The sequence below is a fragment of the Halomonas sp. genome, from assembly GCF_029263665.1.
GTDB lineage: Bacteria > Pseudomonadota > Gammaproteobacteria > Pseudomonadales > Halomonadaceae > Halomonas.
Map to the genome: position 1 here is coordinate 1 of NZ_JAJUFQ010000043.1, position 9289 is coordinate 9289.

Consider the following 9289-nt stretch of genomic DNA (forward strand, 5'->3'; position numbering starts at 1 on the left):
GCGTCATCAAGATCAACCGCAAGACCGTCATCGTGCAGTCGGAAGATCACCGGCAGTGGAAGGTCGCGGTGGCCCTGATCCAGCCACTACGCGACGTATAAGGCAAGCGGAAACCGGCACGCCTTGGAATGACCGGTTACTCACGAACTGAGCCGCGATCAGCTTGACCTGATAGCCACGGGCCTGAAGTTCACGCGCCCAGTAGTGAGAGGTGGCGCAGGCTTCCATGCCGATTTCGGCACCCACCGGGACACGCTTGACGATGGCATGTAACCACTTGGCCCGTGTGTATTTCCCACACCACTGAGCCTGGTCATGACGGTCTACGCCATACACGTGAAAGACAGTTTTTGCGATATCGACTCCGACCCGGGTAATGTTCATGGGATGCGCTCCTCAGCCTTGGAAAGGGCGATAGCCCCGGCACCTGTCAGTGTGGCGCAATAGCCACAAGGTGGGTGGGTCGGACTCCATCCCATTGGTGAGCCGAGAAGGGTACCGGCGCTGGCCCTCCTGCCTCCACCGTGGTGTCCAAAGTGCTGCGGTTATTCTATGAATCCAGGATCAAAGCTTCCTGGCAAAGCTACCGAGAGCCACCTCGTAGGAGCGTTTAATGTGATCATCCATAAGCGCCCTCGCCGCCTTGACGTCCCTGGCTAGGGCCAGATCCACCAGCTCGCCATGCTGAGCATCCAGCACACGCCTAACCTCGGGGTCTCCGGGCGCCAGACGCCGGTAGCGATCAAACTGGTCATGCAGCTGTTCGATGAAGCGCAGAAGCCATGGCGAACCGCAGGGGCTGACCAGAGTTCGATGAAATTGAGTATGCAGGCGCTCCCAGGCTTCCGCCATCTCTGGTGCCTCATCAGCACGCTTCAAACGATGTGCCGCGGCGAGTAGCTCTGACTCCCACTCCGCATCACCACGCTGGATCGCCCGTTCCAGTGCCATGCCTTCAAGGGCACACCGCATGTCAGCAATATCATCAAGCTCGTCACGCGCGAGCCGTGGGACGCGAAACCCACGCTGATTCTCCTGAATGAGGAGACCATAAGCCGAAAGACGATTCAGCGCCTCTCGCAAGGGGCTCAACCCTACTCCGTACTGCTGCTTCAAGGCGCTGATAGCCAGCTTTTCGCCCGCGGTGAACCGTCCATTGACCAAGTCCTGCCGCAGGGTGTCGTAGATCCAGCTAGTCGCGGTCACCCCCTCCTTGCGTTCGAAGATACCCATTCTGCCTCCGTGTGGCGTCCTCACATTAAGGTTGACGCCGCTTTCTGACACAATCTATATTCTAGTCCAAATAATCGATTTTTTATAGAAAAGGCGATTACGGTGCCAAAATCAATTTCGGACAGCATCTCTCACTTCACCGCGAGGCTGGCATGACCGCACAGTCGCAAGCCTCGCTAAGCAAGATATTCCTGGCCTTCGCGCGTATCGGCCTGCTCGGCTTCGGTGGCGGACCCGCGATGATTCCCCTCGTCCGCGATGAAGTCGTGACTCGTCATCAATGGATGGACGACGATGCCTTCGCCGATGTGCTCGCCATCGCCAATACCCTACCCGGCCCCATCGCCACCAAGATGCCTGGCTACATTGGCTATCGCATTGGCGGCTTTAGCGGGTGTGCTGTGGCCGTCGCCGCCGTGATCGTGCCAATGGTGCTCGCCATGATCTTGCTGCTCGGCCTTTTCAGCCGCTATCGAGAGGTCGAGTGGATCCAGGGGATGGGCTTTGCCGTCATCCCAGTGGTCATGATCATGATGGGGCAACTGACGCTGGACTTCTGGAACAAGTCGCGCCTTGCCCTTGGACCTTGGACAAGCCTGGTGCTTGGTGCAGGGTCTGGCGTGCTCATATACCTACTTGGCATCCACCCTGGGTGGATCATCGGCGCCTTGCTGGCCACTGCGATGCTCGCTCCTGAGCCGCGGCGCAAGGAGGTTGACCAATGATCTACTGGGAGCTTTTTCTTGCATTTTTTATTCCCAACATCATTGGCTACGGGGGTGGCCCCGCGATCATTCCTCTTATCGAGGCAGAGGTGGTTGGCCGCTACGGCTGGATGAGCGCTCAAGAATTTGCTGAGACGCTGGCATTAGGTAACGCGCTCCCAAGCCCCATCGCCACCAAGATGGCCGGACAGATTGGCTTTGACGTAGCCGGGGCAGGCGGCGCACTGGTAGCCGTGCTCGCTACGGTGGTGCCATCCCTCTTATTGATGCTGGGCGCCCTTGGACTTCTCTATCGCTACCGTGACTCCCCGCGCGTCAAGCGCATGAGTCAGTGGGTACGTCCCGTCATCGCCATGATGATGGCGTGGCTCACCTGGGGCTTTTTCAGCGAAGGGCTGGAAACCTCTGGACTGATCCATACCCTCGTGATCGGTAGTGTCGCCGCGCTGGCATTGCTGCGGCTACGGATTCATCCCGCATTCGTCGTGTTGGCCGCTCTAGCGTACGGGGGACTGCTGCTTGGATAGCACAGCCAGGAACGGCAAGAGTGACCGTCATCCGCTACGGCACTGACAACGCATGTGACGCATAACGTTCACGTTTCAGCGATGTAGGCCCTAGATGGCCATCACGCACCGCATCACACCGACAAAGGAATCTCAGTATGCAATACGATGCGCGTTATTACCCTAGCCCTTCGCGGCGCATGGCCACGTTTGGCCGTCGCGGCATGGTCGCCACCTCCCAGGCGCTTGGCGCTGAAGCCGGGATGCAGATCCTGCGTCAAGGCGGTAACGCTGTCGATGCAGCGATCGCTACGGCTGCGGCTCTAACAGTGGTAGAGCCCACCTCGAACGGGCTGGGGAGTGACGCGTTCGCGATTGTATGGATGAATGGTGAACTGCATGGACTTAACGCCAGTGGCCCTGCCCCTCAGTCAGCGACCATTGAAGCCGTTAAGGCGCTGGGCCATGACGCCATGCCGGAGCACGGCCTGATTCCTGTGACCGTTCCTGGGGCCACGGCGGCTTGGGCTACGCTGTCAGAGCGCTTTGGACGTCTGCCCTTTGCCGACTTGCTGGCACCCGCCATTACCCTGGCGGAAGAAGGCTTCCCAGTATCACCTCTGGTCAATCAGCTCTGGGAGAATGCCCATCAGTCATTTAGTCAGTATGACGATGCCGCCTTCACGCCCTGGTTTGACACCTTCGCGCCCAAAGGTCATGCGCCACGCCCCGGCGAGATGTGGTCGTCACCTGATCATGCGCATAGCCTGCGCTTGATCGCGCAGACCCATGCACGCGCGTTCTATGAAGGGGAACTCGCCGACCGTATCGACGCCTTCTTCCGTGAGCACGGGGGGCTACTTCGCAAAGAGGATCTCGCCGCCTTCTCGCCGGAGTGGGTGACACCCATCAGCACTCGCTATCGTGACCACGACATTTGGGAAATCCCGCCCAACGGCTGTGGCATGATCGCTCTGCAAGCGCTCGGCATGCTGGAGCACCTTGGCGATGCGGTAAGAGACCCTGTCGAAACCCTGCACCGGCGCATCGAGGCCACCAAGCTAGCCTATGTCGACGGGTTGCATCACATCACTGAGGCCGAGGCGATGAAGCCGAGTGTCAGTCAGATGCTGAATGCTGACTATCTGAAGCACCGCGCCGACAGCATTGGTGAAAAGGCCTTGGACCCGGTGCATGGCAACCCGATCACCGGCGGTACGGTCTACCTCGCTACAGCGGATGCCGAAGGCAACATGGTGTCCTTCATCCAGAGCAACTTCAAAGGCTTTGGCTCAGGCATCGTGATTCCGGGCACAGGCATCAGCTTGCAGAACCGTGGCTGGTCATTCAAGTTGGATGAGGGTCATGCTAACGCTCTGGTTCCCGGCAAACGCACGTACCACACCATCATCCCCGGCTTTATCACTCGTAATGGCAATGCCGTCGGGCCCTTCGGTGTCATGGGTGGCTTCATGCAGCCCCAAGGCCATGTCCAGGTGATCACTAGCATGCTGGATGACGCCCTGAACCCCCAGGCCGCCCTGGACATGCCTCGCTGGCAGTGGACCGAAGGCCGCACGGTGGAAGTCGAGCCCCACTTCCCTGACCACCTGGCGCAAGCACTCGCCCGCCGGGGGCATCATATCGTAAAGAAAGCAGATTCTGTGAGTTTCGGTCGCGGGCAGATCATTCTGCGCGACGCGGAAACCGGGGTGCTTTGCGGCGGCACTGAGCCCCGCACTGACGCCGCGGTACTGCCCTGGTAACCGCCTGGGCGTAATGCCAGAGAGAACGACGTTCAGCCTGGCAATGCAACCACAACGACAAGGAGATGCACCATGCAATTTGGACACTCTAACACCAACGAGACGGCCTCTCCCTGGACTCGCCGCGTTCTCACCGCCGTGGCCGGTTCCGTTCTTGCCATTGGGTGTGCCTCCGCGAGTGCACAGGAAGCCAGCTATCCGGAAGACCCCGTTGAGTTCATTGTGCCTTGGGGTCCCGGTGGTGGTAGCGACATCCTGATGCGCCTGGTATCCAACCACATCAAAGATTACCTGGGCCAACCACTGCCAGTGATCAACATGCCTGGCGTCAGTGGCACTGTGGGCCTGGCCGATCTGGCAGAGCGTCCCGCCGATGGCTACACGGTGGGCCAGGTCCATGACGGCTTCCTGGTGTCTCACCATACCGGGCTGACGCCACTTAACTGGGACGATTTTGAGCCAGTTGGCTCCATCACTGCCTCACCGCAGTACCTAACCGTCAATCCGGACAAAGGCTGGGAGACAATGGAGGACTTTGTCGACTATGCCAAAGAGAACCCGGGTGAAGTGCGTTTCGGCGTAACCCTGGGCGGGGTTCCGCACCTTCACGCGGCAATGATTGCCGAAGCGGAAGGCCTGGAGTTCCGTTACGTTGGCTTTGAAGGCACTGGCGAGCGTATCCGCGCTCTGGTCGGGGGCCATATCGATGCTGCCATGGGTGACATCGCCTCCAGTAGCCAGTTTGTGGAAAATGGTGATCTGTCCTTCCTGGCCGTGGGCCATACCGATCGCATGGCTCAGACGCCCGATGTGCCGACCATGATGGAGCTGGGGTACGACGACCTGCAGCTGTCGATCATCAGGGGCCTGATTGCACCCAAAGGTACCCCGGAAGAGCGCATTGACGTTCTGGCAGACGCACTCGAAGCCACCTCTAACGATGAGGATTTCGTCCGCAGCATCAACAATTCGGGCGCCGAGGTCCAGTACATGGGGCCTGATGAGTACCGCGCTCACCTGGAACGCCTGAATGCTACTGTTGAACGCCTCGCAGGGCAGCTGCAGCAATGAGTGATGCAACTCGCAACGCCCGGTCATTGGATGACCGGGCTCACCTTGACGCGAAGCGAGCCAAGGCATGGGGGCATATCATCTTCAATGCCCTCCTCGCCTTGCTGTTCGCCTTTATGTTTGTACGTGCAGGCGACCTCCCCTCGTCGATGTGGGAGCCCATGGGGGCTGGGACCTTCCCGCGGATCGTGCTGGCACTGCTGGTCGTTTTTAACCTGATGATCATTATCAAGGAGCTGCCCGACATCAAGCAGACGTCTGCACTGTCACAGGGAGCCGTCGGTGACTGGTTGAAACAGCATCGACTCGCCTTTGGCGTGCTGATCCTGTTTGGTCTGATGACAGCAGCTGTTCCGATAGTGGGCTTTCGCTGGGCCAGCCTTCCTTTTCTGATCGGCTGTCAGTATCTGTTGGGGGCTCGCAGTGCCAAAGCGCTAATCATTGCGGTGGTCATTGCAGTGGCATTGTCGTTTGGCCTGGAAAGCCTGTTCCGCCATGTATTCACTATCTCACTGCCACGTGGCATGTGGGGCTAAGCAACACGATCGGGACACCGTTACAAGGAGCCTCTCATGCTAGAAGCCATATTATCCGGAGCTGATCAGCTTTTTACTTTCACTACCCTGCTCACCATGCTGGTGGGGGTAACGGTGGGCGTCATCGCAGCCGCGATACCCGGCTTCACCATCACCATGGCCATTGTCCTGACCTTGCCATTGACCTTCACCATGCCACCGCTACAAGGCGTGGCGACCATGTTGGCCGTTTACATAGGCGGTTACACAGGTGGCATGATCAGTGCGGCGCTTCTAGGGATTCCTGGCACGCCCTCGGCCGTGGCCACAACGTTTGATGCCTTCCCCATGGCACGCAATGGTGAGCCAGGACGTGCGCTGGCCATCGGTATATGGGCCTCTTTCTTCGGGACGCTCATCAGTACCTTGGTACTCATTGCCGCAGCGCCTCCGTTGGCCCTGATTGCGGTGAAGCTAGGAGCATGGGAATACTTTTCACTCGTCATCTTCGCCTTGACCATTGTGGCAAGCCTGGTTGGGCGTTCGATGGTTCGTGGTCTGATGGCCGGTATGCTGGGCTTGTTGATCGCTACCGTCGGCGCTGATCCGCTGATGGGTGTTACCCGCTTTACCTTTGATCTGAAGGTGTTGTCGGCAGGCATCCCCTTCCTGGTGGTACTGATCGGTATCTATGCCGTCAGCCAACTTCTCAAGGAAGTGGAAAACCCAGACCAGGTCCAAAAGGGACGGGAACTGATCACAGGTCGTATTGAATTCCATCCCTTCGCGGCACTGCGCGAAGTTTTGATGAACCCCATCAACCTGCTGCGCTCCTCTATGGTCGGGGTATTCATCGGTGCAGTGCCGGGGGCAGGTGGCAGTATTGCCAACTTGCTCGCTTATGATCAGGCCAAGCGCGGCTCACGTCACCCGGAAGAGTTCGGCAAGGGCAGCAGTGAAGGTGTCATCGCATCTGAGTCAGGTAACTCTGCCACATCTGGTGGTGGCTTGATCCCTATGATCGCGCTCGGAATTCCAGGCAGTGCCGTTGACGCTGTGCTGATGGCCGCACTGATGGTGCATGGCATCGGGGTTGGCCCGCGCCTGATCATGGATCACGCCGATACGGTCTATGGCATGTTCATGGCCATGTTCGTCGCCGGTGCCATGATGCTGGTCGTCTGCCTACTCAGCATGCGTTTGTTCCTCAAGGTGACCAGCATCCCTAAATCCGTGATCGTGCCGGTGGTACTGACGTGTTGCCTGGTTGGCGCGTTTACCCTTAACAACCGCGTCACTGATATCTACCTGCTGCTGGGGATTGGTATCGTTGGCTACATCATGACCAAGCTGGACTATCCGCTGGCACCGCTGGTTCTTGGTGTTATTCTAGGGCCGATTGCCGAGACTAACCTGCGTCGCGCGTTGATGACCAATGAGGACTGGACACTCTTCTTCACTCGGCCCATTTCTGCAGTCCTGCTCGGGCTTGCGGTGATTTCTATCGTGCTCGCAATTCGTTATCACCTACGACAGAACCGTCTTCAATCTGGTGAAGGCTAGGTTTTGTACGAAAAGTGGATTCTGCTAACGTTGCCCATGCAAAGGCAGCATAGGTGAGCTATGACAGGACGTTACGAGCTTTCCCATCACCGCTGGTCGCTGATCGAGGACATCGTCTCGCCGCCCAGGTCATGGGGCGTCCGCGACGAGACGACCGTCAGGTATTGAACGGTATCTTCTGGATCCTGTGCTCAGGCGCCAAATGGCGCGATCTGCCGGAACGCTATGGTCCTTGGACGACGGTGTATGACCGCTTCCGCCAGTGGCGTGATGATGGCACCTTCGACGCCGTGCTGGCGCGCCTTCAGCTCAGGTTGCGCGAGGATGGCCTGATGGATCTGGATACCTGGATGATCGACTCCACGGCTGTTCGCGCCACGCGCGCCGCTTCGGGAGGCGGCAAAAAAGGGGGGGCCTGAAGAACCGGTAGATCATGCGCTGGGCCGCAGTCGAGGCGGCTTGTCGACCAAGATCCACCTGGCATGCGATGCCCATGGCTTGCCTCTGACGTTCACGTTGTCCCCCGGGCAGGCGTCGGATGCGCGCCACTTCATCCCGACCCTGGAGCAGGTGCATCTCCCTGGCCCGATGGGCCGGCCTCGCAAGCGCTGTCGGTACGTGGTCGCGGACAAGGGCTACGACAGTGACGAATTGCGTCATTACTGCGACCGCCATCGAATGAACTGGTCTAATTGGAGCGGACACCCCGGTAAGCCTCATACTGGAGGCATTGGAGGTGTTCATGACCAAGAAAACGCGACGTCGGTACTCCGACGAATTCAAGGCTGAGGCAGTCAACATGGTTCGAGGAGAGGGTTATGCCATCTCCGAGGCTGCCAGGCGGCTGGATATCGATCGCAGCCTGCTGGATCGCTGGTGTCGCCAGCAACGTGACCGGGAGGATGGTGTGACTGACGACCAGGCAGATGAGCGGGATGCCGAGATCAAGAAACTTCGCGAAGAAGTTCGTAAGTTGCTGATTGAAAAGGAGGCCTTAAAAAAGGCCACGGCCTTCTTCGCGAGAGAGTCGAGCTGAGATACCAGTTCATCGAGTCGGAGAAGGCCTCCTTCCCAGTGGCGGTGCTGTGCCGTGTCATGGACGTCAGCCGCAGTGGCTTCTATGCCTGGCGTCAGCGTGAACCCGATGAGCAGCGCCAGTGCCTGCACCGGGAGGTCAAGGACATCCACGATCAGAAACGTGGTAGCTATGGGAGCCGGCGAATGGCTAAGGAACTCCGTCGCAGAGGTCATACGGTCGGTCGTTATCAGGCGCGTAGCCTGATGCAGGAAGCCGGTGTCGCCTGCCGACAGCGTCGCCGCTACCGGCATACGACGGACAGCGACCACGGGCTGCCAGTGGCTCCCAACCTGCTCAAGCGGCAGTTCACGGTGCCTGAGCCCAATCAGGCGTGGGTGGCCGACATCACTGCCATTTGGACCTTGGAAGGCTGGTTGTACCTGGCGGCCGTGCTGGACCTCTACGACCGACAGGTCATCGGCTGGGCCATGGCCGACCATATGAAGACGTCACTCACCCTGGACGCCCTGGAGATGGCAATTGGCCGCCGACAGCCTCCCCGAGGCGTGCTTCACCACTCGGATCGCGGCAGCCAGTACGCCTCTCGTGCGTATCGCGAACGACTGGCAAAGCACGGGTTCCAGGCCTCCATGAGCCGCAAGGGGAACTGTTGGGACAATGCGGTCATGGAGCGCTTCTTCGGCTCTCTGAAGAGCGAATGGCTGGAGGGACAGCGGTATTGGACCCGCCAGTCAGCGAGGCGCGACGTCGTGACCTATATCGAGATGGAGTACAACAGCTGCCGGCTCCACTCGACCCTTGGCTACCACGCGCCGAGGGAGATCGAGAAAATCGCGGAAGCAGCTTAATAAAAGTGTCCGCTACGACTTGA

At 59.0% G+C, this 9289-nt stretch carries 8 protein-coding genes and 2 pseudogenes; 8 read left to right on the forward strand and 2 right to left on the reverse strand.

All coding sequences use genetic code 11. The features are described from left to right. Positions 1-27: 27 nt before the first annotated feature. Together Q1K07_RS20985 and Q1K07_RS20990 are read right to left on the reverse strand one after the other, a co-directional pair. Positions 28-384: a hypothetical protein gene (locus tag Q1K07_RS20985; RefSeq protein WP_300315828.1), complete on the reverse strand. Its 357-nt coding sequence runs from the start codon at positions 382-384 to the stop codon at positions 28-30. A gap of 180 nt (positions 385-564) precedes the next feature. Further along, positions 565-1233 carry an FCD domain-containing protein gene (locus Q1K07_RS20990; RefSeq protein WP_300315830.1) on the reverse strand — a complete coding sequence of 223 codons (669 nt, stop codon included), beginning with the start codon at positions 1231-1233 and terminating at the stop codon, positions 565-567. A gap of 152 nt (positions 1234-1385) precedes the next feature. On the opposite strand from Q1K07_RS20990, the gene Q1K07_RS20995 reads away from it, so the two are divergent. From Q1K07_RS20995 to Q1K07_RS21030, 8 genes and pseudogenes are all read left to right on the forward strand, one after another. After that, positions 1386-1958: a chromate transporter gene (locus Q1K07_RS20995; protein WP_300315833.1), complete on the forward strand. Its 573-nt coding sequence runs from the start codon at positions 1386-1388 to the stop codon at positions 1956-1958. Beyond that, positions 1955-2485 (forward strand): chromate transporter, encoded by a 531-nt coding sequence (locus tag Q1K07_RS21000; RefSeq protein ID WP_300315836.1) that lies wholly within the window; start codon positions 1955-1957, stop codon positions 2483-2485. Before Q1K07_RS20995 ends, Q1K07_RS21000 begins: the two co-directional genes overlap by 4 nt. A 137-nt stretch (positions 2486-2622) precedes the next feature. Next, the gene (locus tag Q1K07_RS21005; protein ID WP_300315839.1) at positions 2623-4230 is read left to right on the forward strand and encodes a gamma-glutamyltransferase family protein; all 1608 of its coding nucleotides are present in this window, start codon (positions 2623-2625) and stop codon (positions 4228-4230) included. 72 nt (positions 4231-4302) lie between these two features. Next, positions 4303-5301, forward strand: a complete 999-nt coding sequence (locus Q1K07_RS21010; protein WP_300315842.1) for a tripartite tricarboxylate transporter substrate binding protein — start codon at positions 4303-4305, stop codon at positions 5299-5301. Beyond that, positions 5298-5837 (forward strand): tripartite tricarboxylate transporter TctB family protein, encoded by a 540-nt coding sequence (locus tag Q1K07_RS21015; protein WP_300315844.1) that lies wholly within the window; start codon positions 5298-5300, stop codon positions 5835-5837. Before Q1K07_RS21010 ends, Q1K07_RS21015 begins: the two co-directional genes overlap by 4 nt. 36 nt (positions 5838-5873) lie before the next feature. Then, on the forward strand, positions 5874-7379 hold the full coding sequence (locus Q1K07_RS21020; RefSeq protein WP_300315847.1) for a tripartite tricarboxylate transporter permease: 1506 nt from the start codon (positions 5874-5876) through the stop codon (positions 7377-7379). Positions 7380-7439: 60 nt separating this feature from the next. Beyond that, positions 7440-8060: pseudogene (locus Q1K07_RS21025) on the forward strand (IS5 family transposase); the annotation flags it as partial. A 61-nt stretch (positions 8061-8121) separates the two neighbouring features. Further along, positions 8122-9266: pseudogene (locus Q1K07_RS21030) on the forward strand (IS3-like element ISPa133 family transposase). The last annotated feature ends 23 nt before the right edge of the window (positions 9267-9289 follow it).